Origin of the sequence: Legionella genomosp. 1 (assembly GCF_900640215.1) — a bacterium.
In the GTDB taxonomy this organism is placed as follows: Bacteria; Pseudomonadota; Gammaproteobacteria; order Legionellales; family Legionellaceae; genus Legionella_C; species Legionella_C quinlivanii_A.
Genome location: NZ_CAAAJH010000012.1, coordinates 1 through 17255, shown reverse-complemented (window position 1 = coordinate 17255; position 17255 = coordinate 1). Strand labels below are relative to the sequence as shown.

The following is a 17255-nucleotide window of genomic DNA, read 5'->3' as shown; positions in this document are numbered from 1 at the left end:
AGTCTTAACTAAACCTTTGGATTTGTGCTGTTTGAGATGATTAAGATTCCAATATTATTGTACTGGAATATTTCGACATTAATTTTATAAATATAGAGGGATTTCTGAATGAAATTACATCTTCAATTACCTCCCATTCTCCATCAATTATTGCATTGTTTCGCTTTAAGGTGATGGAAAAATCAAAAAGTAGATTATTTTCATCATGTTGCCCGAAAGAGGAGGTAGCTAGAAAATTATTAGAATTTAGTGGTATTGAGTTCCGATACTTAACTCTATCTTCTATCCAATTTTTTAATTCATTTTCCATATGAAGCTATCCTGTATTTGTAACAGCATTTTTTGCAATCTACAATAAAAGTATAATTTCTATTTATCTAATTGATTTGCAATGAATTATTTGGGTTTTAGTTGCAGATATTTCTCCATGAGTTCATTACAGTGTGATTCTGATATCTTGGGAATTTGATTTTGGGGTGGATGTCGAGAATTGTGCGCATCTACTTTGGAGATTTTATTCCCATTTTGACCTTCTTTATAATGATTATCACCGACCACAAAATAATCTGTAACTTTAAAATTTAAAGATTTTGTTTGGCCTTCACCTCTTATCTTACCCCCAAGATTTTCAATTCTTTCTCCAAATTCCTTTTTGGTTTTACAGGATCTAAAATTGCCTAAGAGATGGAAAGTTTTTTCAGAGAACTCCAATGCATCGAGTGTATGATAAAGCTTTTGTGCTGGTAAATGGAATCTGACCATAATTCATCCTTGAAAGTCTTTACTTAATTATAGTCTATGCTCGCATCTTTGTGGCTAACATTTGATCAGTAACTCTGATACACCAATTGAGGCAATTCAATCCTATGAGAATACGATATAATATCAAAACGTTACTATACTTAAACACTTAGTTATAAAGTAGGGATAACTAGTTATGAGTAAATCAAGGCCATTTTCCATTTTTTTATTGAAACAAAATTTTGACTATACAAATTGTTTAAAAGAGGAAAATAATTTAGAGGAACAAGATTGTGATTTTTTACCACCAGATGCTAAATTTTACCTTCTTGACAGCAAACCAACCCCGCCTTGGTGGCGACAATATTTTGGAATTAACAAAGAACTTACACAGGTTTTAAAAGGGGCTATTGTATTCATACCCGTAGAAATGAGATGGTTTGCAATAACTTTCGGTCATGTATCACACAATTTAAAAGAAGAAAGTTATGAATATGATTTTGGGATAAGAATAACATTAAACTCTGTTGATTCATTAAAACTTAAAAGTTTAGATATGGTTGAACCAGCAAGTTCTAAGCGACAACGCATTCAGTTACCTTCAAACTCTGATCTTACATATTTTGATTTTGATCGGGATAATACAATATTGAAAAGCCTTACTTGTAATGTGAAGGATCAATTTAAACATTTATTTAAACATTCTACAGGATCTCACAATATCAGAATCAGTTCGGATCGGGGACCACAAAGTTTACAATTTCTATGTAAAGAGCTTTTAACGTTATATCAAGATGACTCATATATTGAAGAGTTTCCCCAGATTAATAATATAGCCCCAATTAAAGATCCCACTGAAATACAAAGATTAAATGAAAATCTTGTAGATGAGATTAAAACTAGAAATCAGGCAATTATTTTAGCTTTTCCAGAACTTATCGATTATAAAGAGGGTTTTTATATTACATTTTCTGGAGAGGGCACAGATCAAATTCATGATGATTTGGAAATAAATTTATACTATGAATATTTAAGAAGCAGAAATTTCGATTTTGATAATATGGATATTGATACCTTAAAAAAGCACCATTTGTGTTTAACAAATGAGGAAGGAGCTGCTCGTGGTGTTCGTTTAAGTGTTTATAAATCTTTGCTTTTTGATATTAAGCTTGAAAATGAAACGTATCATTTATGTGAGGGGAGTTGGTATCTAGTTAATAGAGATTTCGTGACGGAACTTAATACATACTTAGATAAATTTTGTAAAGATACATTGCTGCCTCCTTTCAATCATGACGATGAAGGACATTACAATAAGGAATGTGCTCATAGGTTATCTTCTTCCTTTTTATGTTTAGACAAAGGCAACATTTCTCCCAGGAGACAATCACAAATTGAGCCATGTGACATTCTTGAAGTTAGTGGCGAAATTATAATTTTGCATCATGTAAAAAGAAGTACTTCCTCTTCATCTCTTAGCCATTTATTTAACCAAGGATTAAACTCCATTCGATTAATCCGAAGTGATGATGACGCGTATGACAATTTGAAGAAAAAAATTTTGAATTCGAGTTTGAGATATAAAAATAATCTAAATCTATCTAGAGAACAAAAATTCAAAGTCAGTTTCCAAATTATTACTTCAAAAGGGCAGAATGGTTTAAGTTCTAATTTACCCCTATTTTCAAGAATAAGTCTTAAAAGAACAATCAAGGAACTGAGCTGTATGGGAATAGATGCAGAATTTTGTTTTGTCAAAGATGAAAAGCAAACTACGAGTGTGAAAAAATCAAGAAAAAGGAGGAGTATTCCTAATTAAGATTTGGCTCTAAATTGGGAAAGACCCAATAAAGGGGCCCAGACATTCTTACAATAATTTATAAAAATGAGAATGGCTGAATTAATTATACCGCTACGATACTTACTTTTTAACGTTTGATGCGGAAGGTTTGTCTGCTCTTGCGTCTATTAGGACTAAATTTTCATTCTCGTATAAATTAAGTTCATTAAATAATTTAATAACTTTTTCATATTCGTTATCGGAAAAGTAAAGAATTACTTTTATGGATTTATTCGTCTTGTTTGCCTGTTCATATATTTTAACTTGATGCTGTAAATTTTGTTTCAATTTAGAGTTACTGGCTAGCTTGAATTCAACAAGTGATTTATCCGCTTTTCCAAAAGATATTTTGAAATCGACAGGGCCTCTACCGTTATTTACTTCTGCATTAACATCAAATTTAGTACCATACCATGTTAATTTAAATAACAATTGGAGATCTGATTCTCTCTTAATTGGATGGCCATCTTTGTAGAATATTTTATAACCATCATTGTTTTCAATGACATCCTTAAGAAATTGTACCCTCCTATGTGCTGCTTCTAAAGAATCATAACCATATTCGTAGAAGTCGCTTTGTTCGCTCAAATAATCAACAAGTTCACGAACTTTTTGTATGAATATATGTTCTATTTCTTGAACTCTTGAATTACTAATTGCTGATGCTTGATCTCCGGTCTCTTCTTTAAGCTTTATAAAATAGTCTATGAACTCTGGGAACTTCGTAATAGTCTGAGTTTTTGCGATTGTAATGTCATCTTTTTCAGGCTCTGTAGGCAAAACTTTTATAAAATATTGATTTAATTGCGCACGAAGCTGCTCATTTGGAATGCTTTCAATTACCCTATCGAAGTCACTTATCATATCTGGTTTATTAATCCATGTATTATCTTTAGTTAAAATGTCTTTAGGAGTTAATAGAACATAGTCACCACAAAATGTTGGTAATTGAAATTTTTTAGTTACCCACGATTGTGTTTGATAATTGAATTCCACATGACTTACTGTGTGTGACTGAATATACTTAGGAGAAATATATTTTTGGGCAAACACCTGAGTGTATTCTAAAAGATAACCTTTTATAAGATTGCTCGTAAAGTCACTTATATTATCACGTCCAACACCCTCTCTGATTAAGCAGAGTTTCTCTAAATGACTTCCGTTTGTAATTTCTTCCGATCCAAAATTATTGAAGACAGTATGAAGATTGTTGTTCAATGATTCTGCAAATTTTTTTCCGAGCCCACTTCCTTTATTTCCAGTCTTGCTGTAGCCGAGCCATGTTTGTTTTATTTCAGGAAAATGAAACCATGCTCTGAGCAGGCCCGGTTTTATCCCTTCTCGTTCTGAAACTTGCTTTAAGAAATGAACGTATTGAATTATTTTGTCATGTAGATCGCGATAAATTTTTAGATCGCTGTTAAATAAAAGAAAAGGATCTATAAAAAGAGGCAAATCGTTAATTAGTGATATATTAAAGGCGCCATATTCTTCCATGGCTTCTGGGGACACATCGAAAATATCAGAAAAGTATATTTTGACATCCATTTCGCATCTATCCCTTTATAATCTGTCTACATTGCGTCTACATGATTTTTTCGAACTTTCGGAAAACTACCGTAACTACTTGATTTTATTGGTGGGCCCACTAGGACTTGAACCTAGGACCAACGGATTATGAGTTATATGTGATTAACAAATGACCATCGCTGCCAACTAATAACAATAAATCAATCAAGAGGTTAGCTCAAAACGGTTGTTCTTGTCTATTGTAGATCATCGCTACTTTTTATCTCTGAGTGTCCCACCAGTGCCCCACAAAGCTAAGTAAGTGTGACTGCTATAAACACGTTAGTTCCTTTCTACTTAAAAATACGCTGTTACTAAATTGAGACGACAATCCTTGAGGTTTTATCCAATCGGTCGATATGAACTATGAAAAATAATCGATTTATGTCTTGACGAATTTGAATACATCTTGCCAAGGGAAGAATATTTCTAATCATAACAAGGAACTCTCATATGGCTCATAAAAATCAACATATTGTTCCAAGGTGTTATCTAAAAAATTTTGTTAGCCCAAAAAATAACACTTCAAATCCGCATCACAAAAACGGAATTTTTGTAAATAACAAATCATTAAAGGAAAAGTGGAAAGAAAAGGGATTAGACAATCCTATATTTACACATTCGTATTTTTATAGCCTACAAGTAGCAGATGAAAATGATAGATTAGTTGTAGAAAAATACCTTTCTAAAATTGAGCATTTTTACGATCAGACGCTAAATAATATAAAAAAAGGTGAAATTACGGAAAATGATATAACTATTTTTAAAATTTTTCTTTATTTTCAATTCATCAGAGCACCAAGCTTTATGTCAATGATGCAAAAATCATTTTCACAAGTTGCAAAATGCGTAGATGATTTTAGTGGAAATAATGATGCTACAGAAGAAGTGATAGATCTTTCCAAAAAATTAATTATAGGAGGCATAAGCGAAGATAATGTGATATTAAATCAAGCATCTTTAATCTTTTCAAATAATACGGGGCAAGCTTTCCTTACTTCAGATAACCCTGTTGTACGAAAAATAATAAATTGGAGACAAGCGTCAAATCTAATAGGAAAAGATTTCTTAATTAGTACGTATGATAATTCAATAGAAAAACCCCTGTTTTATATGCCAATCTCATCAGATCTTGGGCTTTTATCTCCTGTGATTTTATAGAAAAAAGTGCGGTGCTAGATAGAGAAAATGGGCAAATTTATGTTAATCAATTAAATACCCAGATGTGTTTGAATGCGGATAAATCTGTATACGCTGAAAATCGCTCTCCTTTAATTGATGAAAAAGCATTTATAAATCATTTAGATAATTGTCGGGTTAAAAAGAATGCTGATTTTACAAAGATCATAACTGAAAGTGATATTTACTATCTTTCTGATATATACGATTTGAATAGAGAGAATTTCAAAATTACTTTTAAAACAAAAAATAATAGTTTCCTCGAAGCAATATCAAAAGGTTCAGAAATTAAATTAATAGAAATTCATACTAAACATGCTGAAAGTGGGATGATAGAGGCCAAAGTTACATCCCTTAACAAAACTACAGGTGAAGTAATTATTGAATCGAATTTTCAACCTAAACAGAATTTATAAATTTACGCGGCAGCAGAACAACGATGTTTAACAGCTCTTGGAAACTTGAATATTTAGTTTGCAGTAGATGAATTGGGCTAATGGTTTAAGATAATCAATGAAGGGTGACACTATACACGCGCGCATCATGGGGTCTGGATTTAAAGAAAAATTGAGGGGGTAGAATATATGGTAGCAGTGTATTTTGATAAGAACTTTAATGTTTGCATTTCATTATTTGCTAATTCTCCGAAGCTTCGAAAATCTGAACGGGGTACATGTAATGCTCAAACTAGAAAAAATAGCTTGTGTCAGGCTCCGCCTTCTTGGGACAACATAAGAGACATGGCAGTTAATGGGCGTTGTAAACTGCATGGCGGGCTGTCAACGGGGCCTAAAACAGAAGCGGGTCGGCAAGCAATTAGGGATAGTAATCGTCGACGAAAGAAATGAACGTTCGTCTTAGGGGCAAGATTCAATTAAGCTTATATGAGAGCTACTAGCCTCTACTTCTAGCTCCTTTAGGCGGTATTCATTTGTAAATAACCAGTTTGTTCCTGCAGATGTAATTGCATAACAAGGATCATGCGAATCATTTGATCGCTCAATTAGTTTTTTTACTATTAAATGCTCTATATTTAGATTGAGTTTAAAATCGATAAAATTTAGAAAGTCACTATCACCTGTAGATCTCAAATTGTCTTTGATAATGTCCTTTAATACACCTCTGCCAGATTCTGATTGGCTGCTCATTATGCTGAGCAAAATATATATTTCAGGCTTGGATAGAACACTTTCGTTTGAAGAACTCATACAACAACTCCGCTAATTATTAGTTATTTCCACTCCTTTTTATTTTTATTGATTCCTTAGATCCCAAATTTTCAATGGGAACCGGATTATATCGATTAACATAAATTAATGCCACTTATTGGGTGTGGAACTTATAGGGTGTGATCGTTTTAACTCATTAAATGAAAGAAAAACATCAAAACCTTATAAAAATAGGGGATAGAATCAGAGATCTTAGAAAGGCAAAAGGCTTCTCGCAAGAGAGTATTGCTGATGCTTCATCTACGGGACGTACATATATGGGTAGGGTTGAGCGAGGTGAGCAAAATATTTCTATTCAAAATTTAATCCAAATTGCATTTGCTCTAAATGTAAGTGTAGGAGAGCTTATTCCGCCATTACATGAGTTACAAAACCCGGCTCACAGTGATCCAATTAGTATAGGTTGAATATTAACCACTATGGATGATTTATTGAAAACTAAATCTGTTATGCTAAATTATTATTACTCTGATACAGCCTAATGATCATATAAGCTAAAATCGTGATCAAGCCAGTATATAATAAAAAGCCGACCCTCTTTTCGACCAACCATAGCTGCTTTTCCATCAAATCTCAATGCAATTAAATTTGTTTCTGGAGTTATATCTTTGGGAAGAGGTGCTTTTATAGCTGTTTGTGCAATTTTTTCTTGGCCCAAGCCATGACGATGAGCTTGAGTTATTTCATTCCAAGTCATTTGACTACGTTTTCTTAATGCATCTGCAAATGCTGCTTTTTGGTCTTTCGTGCAATTCGATATACAGTAATTTTTTTGTATATGCTCCAAGGAAAAAATTGGTTTTAATTTATTAAATGAAGAAACTTCACTCTTCACAGAGATTTTTTTTCCTTGCTGTATAGAAGGAGATTTAATCTTTCTATTTTTTGCCATTTTAATTGAGTTGTGAGTTGAAATGATTCTTTAAATCTTCATGAGAAATAATATTATTGCTATCAGTGTCGATATTGTCTCGCCACGGAGCTTCTTCATGAGTTAAATTTCGTAATTTCCATGCGGAAAATTGACCATATACTTCGTAAATTTCATTAAGTAAGTCTAGCTGTTCTTCGCTAAAAACAGACGCGTCAAAGTCAGGATTAGGATCTACAGCACCATTTTTATGCTGCTTTTTAGCATGATATAGAGCAGGGCAAACAGGGCCATGTGTCCATGCCTCTATGGGTTCTTCAAATAAGGGTTCATCAAACATTGCTAAATGAAACCCCTGCGCATAATAAACCAACTTTTGCAGTTTGAGGTTAGATATAATTTCGCTGTCATCTTCTTCTTTAGATGCTTTATTTAAAAAATAATCAGCAACTTGAAATACAGTGTTCATTTATTCTCCTCATAGATAGCACCAATTATAGCATAATATATAGAGCATAAAGAAATTAGGCGTTATCCATTGATTTTACTTAATTACGCGCTTGCTTTTTCTTGGTATGTGGTTGTAATGCTTAATAACTCACCTATTTTATCCATAGCTTTAGATATCTCAATAGGGAAATGTATGGGTTTTTTAAGATTACAAGATTTCATATATTCTTTATGCCCCTCTAACATATACGCATGAATTAAATTAAGATTTCGAGATGCTTCTAATAAATCTTTATAAGGAGGCAGATAAAGTATCTTGTGAAGATAGCTATAAAAAGGAATAGAGCTATATGCAGCAAGGAGCTTTGAGGAGCATATCTTAATTTCATTTGAAATTTTATTATCAGCTGCAGCATTTGTTAACTTACTGTGAAAATAAAGAAGCGTATAGCTGATAAGTCCGATGTTTTTCTTTAATTCAATTACTGGTTCTAAGATAAGTCGTAAAATAAATTGACTTAAAATGAATATAATAACTGCTGAAAATATAGTCAACACGAAGCTCATTATTTTCCTTTCTAATCGATTATCAAAAATTATAGTAGTTAAATAGAACTTGTGATTATTTTTGAATATTCAACAATTCTACTGGGCTTGCAATCGGGTTGAGATAAGTATTGTAGTGAAGCTGGGTCGAACCAAAAACCAATCGTTCCTTCCCAATCGCCATTACGTTGCTTATTGCAAATCCATTTACAATCTGAAGCCTTAACAATTTTTTGTTCGTCATAATCTAATTTTGAACCTGTTAAGTGTTTCTGAATTAATTTCTCTTTTTTCTTATTCCTCCAAATACTAAAACAGTTATCGGCCAAATCAGTGATCGCCCCTGTTCCTTTAATATCTAGTTTTCCTGGAGCTTTTGATTCGTCCTCGGTTTTCCTTGGATGTATGACAAGGTGAATATGGCAATTGTGTTGGTTTTTAAAATCACAGAGCTGCTCAATGAGAGCCTTTTGCATTTTATAGTCGTCTTCAAAAATATCTAATTTCATCAGTGAATCTATAACAAAAACATCTACGCCATAGCGTTGACGAGCATATTGAAAAACCTCTAATAACCGCTTTACTTTTGCTGTACCAACTAGATCAAATAGCCATAGTTTGTCTCCAAGCCATTCATGAATAGCATGAATATATTCAATGGATGGTTCAGCTAGAGCACTGGCTTGTCGGGTTAGGCGCATCAATAGACGTTTGGGTTTCATTTCTAAACTGGCAATGCAAACACGAGCTCCTTGTTTCATCATATGAAGGATAACTTGGCCTAAAAATTGGCTTTTCCCATGCCCATTAATTCCTGTCCAAACTGAAAGCTCACCTGGACGGAACAGAATTATATCGTTTGTTTTTTCCCAAGGAGCATCATATCCAATATGAACATCAGGAGATGGGTAAAATTCACCAATTACTTGATTAACAAACTCACGAGCTGATTTTAGCTCTTCTGGATCAAGAGTTTTTGCTTCATCAAAACATTGATGAATAACTTCTCTAGAAACATTAGATTGCAGGCATTCATTTGCATCTTTATATGGTAATGTAACAATGTGGCAACGATGACGCCCCAATCTATCAATCAATTCAACTTTAGCTTTGTGACCTTCATCATCATTATCTAAACAGAGATATATCTGATCAAAAATAGCTAACCTATCAAACTCATATTCAATCCAACGTTGTTTATCACCACCGCCTCCTCCAAATGGCACTGAGAGAGCTGGTAAGCCATATTGGTATAGGGACATTGCATCAATTTCCCCCTCACAAATAATTACCTTGCGAGCATTAGTTGGTATCTGGTTCCAACCAAATAAACAAGGCTCACAATTTGGTTCAACAGAAATTTTCTTTTTATTGTTCACTCTGAGTAATTTAAGATATTTTACTAATATAAGCTCTCCACTACGCCTATAGGGAAAAATAATATCTCCATTCCGTTCGCCAATTTGATAAGTTCGAAGGGTTTGAGCTGTAAGTTTTCTTTCATTAACCAAATAGCTCATAACAGAGGATGATAAAGCTAATTCTCCAATATTATTTAATTTAGGTTTAGCAAAGCTAGAATTCTTATGACCTTCAAACTTTTGTTGGGACGGTATACCTAGATAACGAGTTACTTCTTTAATTGCGTTAGATAGCGTTGAATTATGCGTCAATGCCCATAGATCAAGTAAATCACCTTTACTACCTTCTGCAAAATCTGACCAAATACCAGCTTTCTCACCCTTAAGACATACTTTAAGTGATTCTCCAGATTCACCATGAATGCTACCAACAAGCCATTGATTCCCAGACCTCTTACCGTTAGGCAGTAAATATCTGGCAACCTCCTCTACCCGTTGCGCAAGTTGTTGTGAAATTTCTTTAGCCATTACCATGTTAAATTACCCCCGCCATTAAGTCATCTGTGCTTTGAACTCCATGCCACGTGCTATATTCTTTGGCATTATTAATAAAACGCTCAATATGATCCGCATCACGAAAAATTAAGCTGATATCGTTATAGGTTTGATTCCGATCATTTTTTCCCATGTTGTAAGGTGTTTTAGCACAGCCATCAATTGCTTGTTTAAGCTCAGCAGGGGTATAACCTAATTTTAAAGTTGATTTGATAATATATTGGCGTTTCTTATCCAGTCTTGCTTTTGGGCGATCCATGGTAACTTGCCAATGTTGGAAAATTTCTTCCATAGAGCTAACTTGAGAAGCAACAACTTGTGAGGTTTCGACCTCACATATATTGATATCCTTTCTAGTCCTTTCCTTTCCATTCCATTCCGTAGTCGAAGGCTCATAGAGGAGTTGTGGAGGACTATCTAATAATTCGTGTATTCCTCTAATAGTACTCGAAGAATGATCGGCGAATTTATTGAACTCAGATTGAGGAAGGGGGTAACGTGATGTTGGTTTATCAATACGCTGATGTTTTTTCCAGCCCGTGACCATCCAGTATAGGGCATTATCCTTCTCATATTCGCATAATAGATTATTTTGAATAAGCTCATTGATGAGTTTTTCTATTTCAGCAGGAGAGAAATCATCTGCTGGAAAAACTTCTGTTTTAAGACGCACGTAGGATGCAGTATGTACGCCATTATCATCACAAAAATTCCACATACCGATAAAAAGTAATCTGGCATTAAGTGAGCAAGATAAAATTTGCTCGCTTGTCCAGAATTCGGGTTTAATTGTTCTAATTCGAGACATATTAATTATCCCCCTGAGTAATAAGACCTAGATAAACATACAAAGCAATTTTATGAATAATGCCATTCCGATCCGGTTCCTTGGTCCACTCTTTGGCGATATTGTGTTTTTCTTTTAACTCTTTTATACGAGGGGGCGGGCTTACAATTCCCATGTTATGAAAGGCAAATGTAGATCTCCTTGGATTTTCTTTGAAAGCTTTAAGCATTCTTGTTTGTTGATTATTGGATTTTGAATTATTATATTCGTGACAATTTTTAGAAGGGTTGCCCGGTTTGACTGGGCGATTCTTTTTAATCATGATTATACCCCTTTCCCTTGGTTTGCTACCCATTCAAAAAAGGCTGCTTCATCAATAAGAACGCGCTTGCCAACTTTTTTTACAACCTTATCAAATCCATTTTTATCTTTATTGAAGATAAGATTTCGTAGCCCTCCAATCCGTGGCCATTCGTGATGCTTTTCCCAATTAGGGACTGGGATGTAACGAGTATTTTGAATTTGATTTAATGGAGTATTGTTCATATATGCCTCTTGTTGATTTTATGCACATAAGTGAATTCTTATGTGTTAACAGAGGAATATCACAAATAAATTCACGGCTAATTTAAGCTGTGAAATTTGTTGAGTTAGGCGTGATTTTTATTAAATTCTGTACTTAGCTGTGAAATAATATTTTGAAATCGTCTACATCCAGTGTGTCTTATTTTTCCCGTATGAGACAACCAAGTGATTTTTTCATGTAATGTATCTGTCAATATAGGCACTTTCTTTATTATTGGATGTCCTTCTCTCGCAAGTTTTCCTAAGTAGGACCAATATACTGTATATGCTTTGTTTGGCGTTTCTATATAAATCTCCTTGATAAATTCAAGTAAATAATGTTGTCGACGATGTTTGGGTTTCTTTTGAGGTGTTTGTGAATTAGTTTCAAGAGTAGGAGAAGGAGCGATTATTTCTTTTTGAATGGAGTCAGACCATAAATCTTCCAATTTGACAAGGTTTGATATCATTGCTGTGCAGATAGATATGGGGGCTTGTTGGTCAGTTACTATCCCAGATTTATTTATAAAAGAGTCAACAAAGGCATATTTTTTTTCTATTGACCTTATAAAATCTCTTTTCCAAGTGAGAGAAGATTCTATTTGATTTGGCTCCATTTCAAATCCTTATTTCGTCGTATTAAAAATTTTTTTATTCATCTTTTTCACTACCATGCTGATATGAGTATCTGATAAGTGAGTGTATCGTTTAACCATTTGAAGAGTTTTATGGCCTAATAGCTCAGCTATTTCGGCGAGACTTGCATTATTCATTGCAAGATAAGATGCGAAACTGTGTCGTAAATCATGCCATTTGAAATCGCTAATTCCGGCGCGTTTTAAAGCATTTTCAAAAGGAGTCCTAAGATCAATTGGTTTTTTAAGGCTGTGATTAGGAAAAACTAAATCACAGTTTAATTGGCGAATTTTCGACAGTTTTAAAATTAACTCCAAGGCAAGATCCTCTAAAACTAATATGCGTCGTTCACCATTCTTTGTTTCGTGTAGTGTAATAATTTTGCGATTAAAATCGATGTCCTTCCAATTTAGGCCAAGAATTTCCATTTTTCTTGCACCAGTTGATATAGCTAGTACAACAGCGATATAAAGATATTGGCTTTCACTTTTTTTACATTCTTCCAATAAACGGTGACGTTCATCTTCGGACAAGAAACGAATACGTCCTCTGGGCTCTTTGGGTTTTGTAACGCGACGCATAGGAGAATCGTCAATCCATCCCCATTCTTTTACCGCCATAGTAAATGCATGTGATAGAGCAGCCATATAACGAACAACAGTAGAGGGTGATCGCAATTTATTACGTGCTGTTATACCAGAAGATAACTTGTCTCTTTTTTCTGCAATGAGGGCGGGAGAAATGTCGGCTAAACTATATTGTCCTAATTCTTCTTGCCACCATTTAAGATGAAGAATAGTATTTTTACTATTTTTAGGTTTGAGAGGAATAACTTCTTTAATATATCGTTCAACCATTTCGCTAAGGGTCCTACGCTTAGCTTCTGTAGTTTTGAAGTGTCGACCTTCACGAATCGCTGCTTCAGTTTGCTGAGCCCATCGTCGTGCATCAGTTTTTCTTTCAAAAGTTGCTTGTTGAGTTGGAAAACCTTTGAGTCTAATTTTAACTCGATAACTAGATTTGCCATCTTTATTAATTCGTTCTTCTATAGTAGCCATATGAAATATTGATCAATACAGTTTAATAGATGCACATTACAACATATGTAAGATCCTGGCAACATAAGATTGTTAATCCTATGGATAGTTGTGGTAAGATTATGAAAAATTGAAATATATATTCATATACAAGAAGCCATGGGGCACTAGTGGGACAGTAATTTTAAAAACTCAATAATCGTGATTTAAAATTTAATGCATTATCCTATAGGGCTAATAACATTTTGAACTATAGACGCTTAATCAGTGCACTCTTTGAGAAAGTATGAGGGACATATGCCATTGTTGGGAAACTGTATAATATTTTTAGAGACTGGTTTTTTCAAAAGATATAAATCTACAGATGAGGGGTATAACACTTTATTTAATTATGCTAAGAATGGTGGAATTATTTTATGTACATCCAGCTTATGTCTTGAAGAATGGCGGACACAAAAAATAAGGGATTTGGAAAATAATCTACGTACGTTTAGGCACACTATATCCTCACATCAAGGTACAAATTATTTCTCAAAATTATTACTGAATACAATTATATTTGAAGAGCTTGATGATATTGCCTACCTTACCGAAAAAAGTAAAAACATTGTTCAGGAGTTTCTAGAAAAAAATAGTATAAAAAATTATCCACCATTAGAAAAACATATTGATCCGGTTTGGGATGCTTATTTTCACGGCAGACCTCCATTTAAAGGGATAAAGAATCGGAATGATATACCAGATGCGTGGATATATGAGGCTGCGAAGAATGTTTTAGAGACACCAGAGCATGGAAGATATGAGTTAAGATACTCTTTATCTAATGATAATACTATGTCAGAGGCTCTCCAAAGCTTGGGTTATCACCCTATAAAGCTTGAGGAGCTCCTTGATATTTTGCATAAAGAAGAAGCAGGGATATCACAACCAGAAATAGATATAGTTTCTCAAGAATTAGAGTTAAATGTTCAGATGGAGAAGGATAATGTAGAAATGACTTCTCTTGATCGGCTACTTGAACAAGTGATTTATAAACAAGATAGCGAAATTTATTTGAGGCTACTCGGTTATCTAGTGGCATTTGACTCTCCAACACATGACACACTCATACAGGCAGTAAGCTTGAAGGGATATAATCCCAAGAGAGTAGAGGCTTGTGCTGTGATGCTTTCTGGGGAGCCCAATCCGTACATAAAAGATCTCGGCACTCATTACATCGTCGGAGATAAAGAAGTTTGTCATGCTGCTAGTGAACGAGTAATGGATGAAATCATTGGACTGTTGGAGTACGAGTGATCATGGATCTTAAACAAAAAAAGAAAATTATTAATTTTCTGATTACGAAGGCAGATAAAGACTTGCGTGCTCTTGATGCAATTCAAAATGAGCTAAAAAAAGCCGATAAAGAGTTAAGATCGAGCATTGAATTTGATGTTATATCAGAACAAATTGCATTCCTAAAGATTATAGCTCAGCGCCTCCCTAAAGAAGTCATATCGATATATCTTGAATTACTTCCTCGCTTAAATTCCATTGAGTTAAGCTATAAAGATATCCTTAATGTTCCATTAGATACATTAAAAAGCATATACACTAAGGAAAAGTTAATCACTCAAGTATTTAATGCTTTAGAAACTGTACGTTATTATGACATTGAAAAAATTCTAAATATCCTTTTTGAATATGTTATTCATGAAGATGAAGAGGTTAGGAAGCAAGCAATTAAAGGACTTGAAGCCATCGCTCAATATAATTTAGATGTCTTTAATAGGTTAAGATGGTGGCCACAAGAAAAAACCGTTGAAAAAATTCAATCTTTTTCTAAAGATGAAAGAAAAATATATTTGAATGCTATTTTTACGTGTATTCAAAAAATTCTATCTCCTTCAATTGAAGGAGTTGTGTGGGGATATAATACTGTCGCATTCCAAACTGCACCTATACCCCCAGAAGAAGGATTAATCAAATTACGCCAGAATGCATTAAATTTTTTAAAAGAAATTTACTGCGACCTTCCTAATCTTGAGACCAAAAAAAAATTATTGGATGTAATGCAAACAGCTACAAGATTTTCTAGCGCCTCAAAGCGAACAAAAGAAATAGAGCAAATGATAATAGATAATACAACGTTTGTTCTTCAATTTATGAGCGACTGTATTGTTGAATCAGAAGATCTTCAATTATTACAGACTATAGAGCATGATGCCTACTGGTTTTATTATCATTTAGCTAGCTTGAGTCCTGATATTGAGGCAGCGGCATTAAAAATCAAAAAGAAACTGGATGGTAATGCAGAGTTTCAAATATTTCGTGTACTTATTGGGTTTGAAAGTATTTTTCATGACTGGCAAGGAGAGCGGGGAAAAGATTATTTTGAAGAGGGAAGAAAAATTAGGGAAGATCAGACTATTGAATTGGCTCGTAGTATTAATGAACAGAATTATGAAATATGGAAAAGGCGAATCTTCCAATACGCGTCCATTCGTTCAAATGATATGGCAACCTTTCCTTCTTTTGGGAAATTTTTAGAATATTTTGGAAAAGAATCACCTGATATAGCGTTACAGCTGCTATCAGAATTTCCTCAAGATCTTGAAGGTTTTAGCGTACCAATTCTTCGAGGAATTGAACAAAGCTCTAAAAGGAATGAGCTTTCTCAACTTATTACCTCTTGGATTAAAGAAGGTGTTTTTTTTCTTGCTGTTGCAAGGTTCTTACAGTTTACCACGAGCTTTAAATACTCGACTCTAAAAAAGCTATTTGATAAAGCCAATCCTTTAAATAATACTCATCTTTTAAGTCAAATAATTGCTACTTCAGCTGCACAACATAAAAACAGTGATAATAAACTCATTAGTAAGGTTATGATACCTGCCATTGAGAAATGCACAGAACTACGATACCCAAATTGGATATATGATCTGTGGTTCAGTAAAGAATATGTCAGTGTATTCGATAAAATGGATGCAGGTAACTATAATGTTGTTTTAACAAATCTACTTTGGCTAAAAAAAATTGGTCATGAAGCTGAAGAGATCTTATTACCCATTGCTGAACAGGTACCTCGAAGGATAGTGCAATTTTTCTGTGAACGCATCATCCTCCCTATGGAGTCTGACGATAGATTTGAGGCTCTTCCATTTCAATTTAGCGCGCTTTCTGAGCCTCTTTCTAAGGTTCCAGAGCAGATAATTGAATTGATTCTATCTTATAAGAAATTTAACGATAGATTGTTTACTTATAATGCTGCGAGGCTGTTAAATTTAATTTTTCCAAAGCTTGAAGAACATCCTGCTTTTGAAAAATCGCTGATTCAGCTTGTGAATACGGGTGATGACCTTACTCTCTTTTTTATTGCCGATATATTACGTGGTTATGATGGTAATAAGTCCATATATCCAATATGCAAAGAGTTGATCAAGGTTTCGAATAACAACGAGGATTTACTTAATGCTGTAGCCATTGCTTTGCAATCAACGGGAGTTGTTGAGGGTGCAGAAGGTTTTATATACATCTATGAAGAAAGAATGAAAGAAATCGAAATGTGGCTAGAGGATAAAAATCGTGAAGTCGTTCTTTTCGCTAAAGATTACATAGCATCACTTAAGAGGCAAATTGAGGCAGAAAAACAACGTACATCAGAAGATGAAGCGCTGAGAAGACATCAATATGGTTTGGACGATGAGCAAAAATAATATTGAATAGTTGTGAGTTGTTGCTATTTTTTATTTCTAAGTGCCCCGTGAGTGTCCCACGGAGGTTATAGTTTTTTTAAAACTACTCGTAACTACTTGATTTTATTGGTGGGCCCACTAGGACTTGAACCTAGGACCAACGGATTATGAGCCCTCAGCCTTAAAATTAACTCGTTGATTTTAAAGAAATAATCT

General features: G+C 34.0%; 20 protein-coding genes. 7 read left to right on the top strand and 13 right to left on the bottom strand.

All coding sequences use genetic code 11. The features are described 5' to 3' along the window. Positions 1 to 40: 40 nt before the first annotated feature. Together E1O89_RS11295 and E1O89_RS11290 are read right to left on the bottom strand one after the other, a co-directional pair. Positions 41 to 310 carry a hypothetical protein gene (locus E1O89_RS11295; RefSeq protein WP_133140253.1) on the bottom strand — a complete coding sequence of 90 codons (270 nt, stop codon included), beginning with the start codon at positions 308 to 310 and terminating at the stop codon, positions 41 to 43. Between the two features lie 86 nt (positions 311 to 396). Beyond that, positions 397 to 762: a BRCT domain-containing protein gene (locus E1O89_RS11290; RefSeq protein ID WP_133140252.1), complete on the bottom strand. Its 366-nt coding sequence runs from the start codon at positions 760 to 762 to the stop codon at positions 397 to 399. 175 nt (positions 763 to 937) lie between these two features. Between E1O89_RS11290 and E1O89_RS11285 the strand changes: the two genes are divergently transcribed. Then, on the top strand, positions 938 to 2560 hold the full coding sequence (locus E1O89_RS11285) for a DUF6119 family protein (protein ID WP_133140251.1): 1623 nt from the start codon (positions 938 to 940) through the stop codon (positions 2558 to 2560). A gap of 102 nt (positions 2561 to 2662) precedes the next feature. On the opposite strand, the gene E1O89_RS11280 is transcribed toward E1O89_RS11285, so the two are convergent. Further along, complete coding sequence (locus tag E1O89_RS11280) at positions 2663 to 4129, bottom strand: hypothetical protein (protein WP_133140250.1); 1467 nt, start codon at positions 4127 to 4129, stop codon at positions 2663 to 2665. 474 nt (positions 4130 to 4603) lie between these two features. Here E1O89_RS11280 and E1O89_RS11275 point away from each other — a divergent pair, with 474 nt between their 5' ends. From E1O89_RS11275 to E1O89_RS15800, 3 genes are all read left to right on the top strand, one after another. After that, positions 4604 to 5311 (top strand): DUF4238 domain-containing protein, encoded by a 708-nt coding sequence (locus E1O89_RS11275; protein WP_133140249.1) that lies wholly within the window; start codon positions 4604 to 4606, stop codon positions 5309 to 5311. An 11-nt stretch (positions 5312 to 5322) separates the two neighbouring features. Further along, positions 5323 to 5745 carry a hypothetical protein gene (locus E1O89_RS11270; protein ID WP_133140248.1) on the top strand — a complete coding sequence of 141 codons (423 nt, stop codon included), beginning with the start codon at positions 5323 to 5325 and terminating at the stop codon, positions 5743 to 5745. A 168-nt stretch (positions 5746 to 5913) separates the two neighbouring features. Continuing rightward, entirely contained in the window at positions 5914 to 6177 is a 264-nt protein-coding gene (locus tag E1O89_RS15800) for an HGGxSTG domain-containing protein (protein ID WP_410054771.1), read from the top strand. 9 nt (positions 6178 to 6186) lie between these two features. On the opposite strand, the gene E1O89_RS11260 is transcribed toward E1O89_RS15800, so the two are convergent. Continuing rightward, positions 6187 to 6537 carry a hypothetical protein gene (locus E1O89_RS11260; RefSeq protein ID WP_133140247.1) on the bottom strand — a complete coding sequence of 117 codons (351 nt, stop codon included), beginning with the start codon at positions 6535 to 6537 and terminating at the stop codon, positions 6187 to 6189. A 161-nt stretch (positions 6538 to 6698) separates the two neighbouring features. Between E1O89_RS11260 and E1O89_RS11255 the strand changes: the two genes are divergently transcribed. Beyond that, positions 6699 to 6965 (top strand): helix-turn-helix domain-containing protein, encoded by a 267-nt coding sequence (locus E1O89_RS11255; RefSeq protein ID WP_133140246.1) that lies wholly within the window; start codon positions 6699 to 6701, stop codon positions 6963 to 6965. A 71-nt stretch (positions 6966 to 7036) separates the two neighbouring features. Here the strand turns inward: E1O89_RS11255 and E1O89_RS11250 are convergent, their stop codons facing one another. The 9 genes from E1O89_RS11250 to E1O89_RS11210 form a co-directional block, all read right to left on the bottom strand. After that, the gene (locus E1O89_RS11250; RefSeq protein WP_133140245.1) at positions 7037 to 7450 is read right to left on the bottom strand and encodes a hypothetical protein; all 414 of its coding nucleotides are present in this window, start codon (positions 7448 to 7450) and stop codon (positions 7037 to 7039) included. A 1-nt stretch (position 7451) separates the two neighbouring features. Continuing rightward, positions 7452 to 7898, bottom strand: coding sequence for a Panacea domain-containing protein (locus tag E1O89_RS11245; RefSeq protein WP_058461122.1), 447 nt, complete (start codon positions 7896 to 7898; stop codon positions 7452 to 7454). Positions 7899 to 7981: 83 nt separating this feature from the next. After that, a complete protein-coding gene (locus E1O89_RS11240) occupies positions 7982 to 8437 on the bottom strand; it encodes a hypothetical protein (protein WP_133140244.1) in 456 nt (151 codons plus the stop codon). A 47-nt stretch (positions 8438 to 8484) separates the two neighbouring features. After that, positions 8485 to 10314: a bifunctional DNA primase/helicase gene (locus E1O89_RS11235; protein WP_262337502.1), complete on the bottom strand. Its 1830-nt coding sequence runs from the start codon at positions 10312 to 10314 to the stop codon at positions 8485 to 8487. 7 nt (positions 10315 to 10321) lie between these two features. Further along, positions 10322 to 11149 (bottom strand): hypothetical protein, encoded by an 828-nt coding sequence (locus E1O89_RS11230; RefSeq protein WP_133140242.1) that lies wholly within the window; start codon positions 11147 to 11149, stop codon positions 10322 to 10324. 1 nt (position 11150) lies between these two features. Next, positions 11151 to 11450 carry a helix-turn-helix domain-containing protein gene (locus E1O89_RS11225; RefSeq protein WP_165483140.1) on the bottom strand — a complete coding sequence of 100 codons (300 nt, stop codon included), beginning with the start codon at positions 11448 to 11450 and terminating at the stop codon, positions 11151 to 11153. A gap of 2 nt (positions 11451 to 11452) precedes the next feature. After that, positions 11453 to 11674, bottom strand: coding sequence for a hypothetical protein (locus E1O89_RS11220; protein ID WP_133140240.1), 222 nt, complete (start codon positions 11672 to 11674; stop codon positions 11453 to 11455). A gap of 104 nt (positions 11675 to 11778) precedes the next feature. Beyond that, a complete protein-coding gene (locus E1O89_RS11215) occupies positions 11779 to 12309 on the bottom strand; it encodes a hypothetical protein (RefSeq protein ID WP_133140239.1) in 531 nt (176 codons plus the stop codon). A gap of 9 nt (positions 12310 to 12318) precedes the next feature. Continuing rightward, positions 12319 to 13386: a tyrosine-type recombinase/integrase gene (locus tag E1O89_RS11210; RefSeq protein WP_133140238.1), complete on the bottom strand. Its 1068-nt coding sequence runs from the start codon at positions 13384 to 13386 to the stop codon at positions 12319 to 12321. A gap of 276 nt (positions 13387 to 13662) precedes the next feature. Between E1O89_RS11210 and E1O89_RS11205 the strand changes: the two genes are divergently transcribed. Both E1O89_RS11205 and E1O89_RS11200 read left to right on the top strand, forming a co-directional pair. Then, entirely contained in the window at positions 13663 to 14661 is a 999-nt protein-coding gene (locus tag E1O89_RS11205; protein ID WP_133140237.1) for a PIN domain-containing protein, read from the top strand. Between the two features lie 2 nt (positions 14662 to 14663). After that, on the top strand, positions 14664 to 17060 hold the full coding sequence (locus E1O89_RS11200; RefSeq protein ID WP_133140236.1) for a hypothetical protein: 2397 nt from the start codon (positions 14664 to 14666) through the stop codon (positions 17058 to 17060). Positions 17061 to 17255 lie beyond the last annotated feature (195 nt).

Excerpts from the sequence above, each read along its gene's own strand:
- E1O89_RS11285 (WP_133140251.1), top strand. The coding sequence starts at position 938 with ATGAGTAAATCAAGGCCATTTTCCATTTTTTTATTGAAACAAAATTTT.
- E1O89_RS11210 (WP_133140238.1), bottom strand. The coding sequence starts at position 13,386 with ATGGCTACTATAGAAGAACGAATTAATAAAGATGGCAAATCTAGTTAT.
- E1O89_RS11205 (WP_133140237.1), top strand. The coding sequence starts at position 13,663 with ATGCCATTGTTGGGAAACTGTATAATATTTTTAGAGACTGGTTTTTTC.
- E1O89_RS11250 (WP_133140245.1), bottom strand. The coding sequence starts at position 7,450 with ATGGCAAAAAATAGAAAGATTAAATCTCCTTCTATACAGCAAGGAAAA.
- E1O89_RS11295 (WP_133140253.1), bottom strand. The coding sequence starts at position 310 with ATGGAAAATGAATTAAAAAATTGGATAGAAGATAGAGTTAAGTATCGG.
- E1O89_RS11260 (WP_133140247.1), bottom strand. The coding sequence starts at position 6,537 with ATGAGTTCTTCAAACGAAAGTGTTCTATCCAAGCCTGAAATATATATT.
- E1O89_RS11220 (WP_133140240.1), bottom strand. The coding sequence starts at position 11,674 with ATGAACAATACTCCATTAAATCAAATTCAAAATACTCGTTACATCCCA.
- E1O89_RS11290 (WP_133140252.1), bottom strand. The coding sequence starts at position 762 with ATGGTCAGATTCCATTTACCAGCACAAAAGCTTTATCATACACTCGAT.
- E1O89_RS11280 (WP_133140250.1), bottom strand. The coding sequence starts at position 4,129 with ATGGATGTCAAAATATACTTTTCTGATATTTTCGATGTGTCCCCAGAA.
- E1O89_RS11235 (WP_262337502.1), bottom strand. The coding sequence starts at position 10,314 with ATGGCTAAAGAAATTTCACAACAACTTGCGCAACGGGTAGAGGAGGTT.
- E1O89_RS11275 (WP_133140249.1), top strand. The coding sequence starts at position 4,604 with ATGGCTCATAAAAATCAACATATTGTTCCAAGGTGTTATCTAAAAAAT.
- E1O89_RS11255 (WP_133140246.1), top strand. The coding sequence starts at position 6,699 with ATGAAAGAAAAACATCAAAACCTTATAAAAATAGGGGATAGAATCAGA.
- E1O89_RS15800 (WP_410054771.1), top strand. The coding sequence starts at position 5,914 with ATGGTAGCAGTGTATTTTGATAAGAACTTTAATGTTTGCATTTCATTA.
- E1O89_RS11225 (WP_165483140.1), bottom strand. The coding sequence starts at position 11,450 with ATGATTAAAAAGAATCGCCCAGTCAAACCGGGCAACCCTTCTAAAAAT.
- E1O89_RS11215 (WP_133140239.1), bottom strand. The coding sequence starts at position 12,309 with ATGGAGCCAAATCAAATAGAATCTTCTCTCACTTGGAAAAGAGATTTT.
- E1O89_RS11245 (WP_058461122.1), bottom strand. The coding sequence starts at position 7,898 with ATGAACACTGTATTTCAAGTTGCTGATTATTTTTTAAATAAAGCATCT.
- E1O89_RS11230 (WP_133140242.1), bottom strand. The coding sequence starts at position 11,149 with ATGTCTCGAATTAGAACAATTAAACCCGAATTCTGGACAAGCGAGCAA.
- E1O89_RS11200 (WP_133140236.1), top strand. The coding sequence starts at position 14,664 with ATGGATCTTAAACAAAAAAAGAAAATTATTAATTTTCTGATTACGAAG.